Raw genomic sequence first — 1,843 nt, 5'->3', positions numbered from 1 at the left:
GCGGGTCAACGTCATGTCCGCGGTCGCCTCGCGCGGCGCCTTGTGGTTCACCGTGTTCACCGGCCGCTTCACCGCACCGGTGTTCACCGCGTTCCTCGACCGCGTGGCACGACAGGCCGGCAGGAAGGTGCACGTCATCGCCGACCGGCACCCGGTCCACCGGAGCAAAGCCGTCCGCACCTGGCTTCAGGCCAACACCGATCGCGTCGAACTGCACCTGATGCCCGGCTACAGTCCCGAGCTCAACCCGGACGAGCTGCTCAACGCCGACCTCAAACGCAACGTCAACGCCTCACGAGCCCACACCGCCGACCGGCTCGCCCACGAGACCCGCCGCTTCCTGTATCGCCGCCGGCGCCAACCGCACCTCGTTCGCGGCTACTTCCAGGCCCGCCACGTCCGCTACGCGATCATGTAGGCAACCGAATACTTTCGCCTCAATATGTTTCTAACCGCCAATGACCTTCTTGATCAGCTCGTAAGCCGCGTTGCCAGTGATCCCGATTGCAAGTGCGGATGCCACCGCCTTTAGCGCACCCTCGATTGAAAGCGTAGAAGCAGCAATAGGCAATTCACCCGGAGCGAGGTGGCGTAACACTTCACCGTCACGTTCGCGCCAGTCGCTCATGGCTTCCACGACCTCGCCAAGCGAGTAGTCGATATAGGAACCATTCGCATCGACAAGAGGTACGGCCCGCAGAGACGGCCAATCGATATGCGCTCTTGGCTCATTGAACTCCTCATCGTAGCGACCATAAGCCATGAAGCTAACGATCTCGGGTCTGCCAGAGTACGTCCAGCCCGACCGCGAGAACGGTGAATCTTCTGCATACTTCCGATGCTCGGACTGAACGATCATCCTAACCTCGTTGAACTTCTTGCCGTCAAATCGCCACATCGGAATGCCAATTCGCGATGGACGAAGTGACCATTTCTTTTGGCAGCGATAGCCGACGAAATGGAGATCCCATGCATCCTCGGATCGCTCCTGAAAGTATGCATATTCCGTTTTCAGGTCACGCAAGACGATCGATGCAGGGTTGCAAAATACAAGACTGACGAGCGTGCCACTTTCGGCGCTTTGATTACAGCGTTCAGCAACGGCGCGAAGAACACTACGCCACTCATGAGCGCCGAGCATCGCATTTAGAGCATGACCCCGATATAGATAAAGCTCTCGGCGCGACATATGATCACGGTCTTTGTCCGGCGTATAGTTCACCCGATATCTGCGCAGTTCCTCGCTCGAGGCTTCTCGCACTAGCGCAAAGTCATGCAAGTTAGCCGGAGCACCTAGAGTGGGCGGTTCTTTCAGCAGTGTCACATCGTCATCAAGGTCGCCCGAAATGGAGACAACGATGCCTGCATCGTCAGTCGTGTCAGGAAGCTCAGCCATCGCTCTTCTCCATCAAGTCCTGTATTCGTCTGACGAGGCCCAACGACCTTCTCGGTTTCACCATGAACCACAGTACGATCGAGCTGGGTTGCTGCCATGTGCGGGCGTTGACGTGTCGCAGCGCGATCTCCTGCACAGCGTTTGCAGACATGACTTGACGACCGGCAACAGCCAAACCGACTCTCCCGACGTGGCTAGTGACCACAAGTGGCGTGCGGCTAAGCCACGCAGATGCCGCCCTCGTCCAGTCCGTCGACCAGCCGCCCCCCGGACCTCATCCAGCGACAGACCCTGCTTCTGTAGGTCGCGAATGAGCGCCAGGCGCCCCTTAGCCCGGATCTTTCGTGTGGGTGACGGCCTGGCTTGAGACCGTGACCAGTGACTGTTGCGGGTCCTCCTTCCGGTGTTCGGCATGGTCGAGGTGGCCCGTTGTCGGCCGGGTGCCGG

Annotated in this window: 2 protein-coding genes; one reads left to right on the top strand and one right to left on the bottom strand. The window is 59.3% G+C overall.

The genetic code is table 11. The annotated features are described in order from the left end of the window. Positions 1 to 418: transposase (locus tag FM051_RS49850; RefSeq protein WP_162470817.1), on the top strand; the 418-nt coding region annotated here is incomplete at its 5' end. Between the two features lie 30 nt (positions 419 to 448). Here FM051_RS49850 and FM051_RS49845 read toward each other — a convergent pair. Next, the gene (locus tag FM051_RS49845; protein ID WP_158854959.1) at positions 449 to 1,396 is read right to left on the bottom strand and encodes a hypothetical protein; all 948 of its coding nucleotides are present in this window, start codon (positions 1,394 to 1,396) and stop codon (positions 449 to 451) included. Positions 1,397 to 1,843: the final 447 nt, after the last annotated feature.

The sequence above is a fragment of the Saccharothrix deserti genome (genome assembly GCF_009769385.1).
Taxonomy (GTDB): Bacteria; Actinomycetota; Actinomycetes; order Mycobacteriales; family Pseudonocardiaceae; genus Actinosynnema; species Actinosynnema deserti.
Note: the sequence above shows the minus strand (reverse complement) of the source record. Positions and strands in the feature narration are given on the sequence as shown.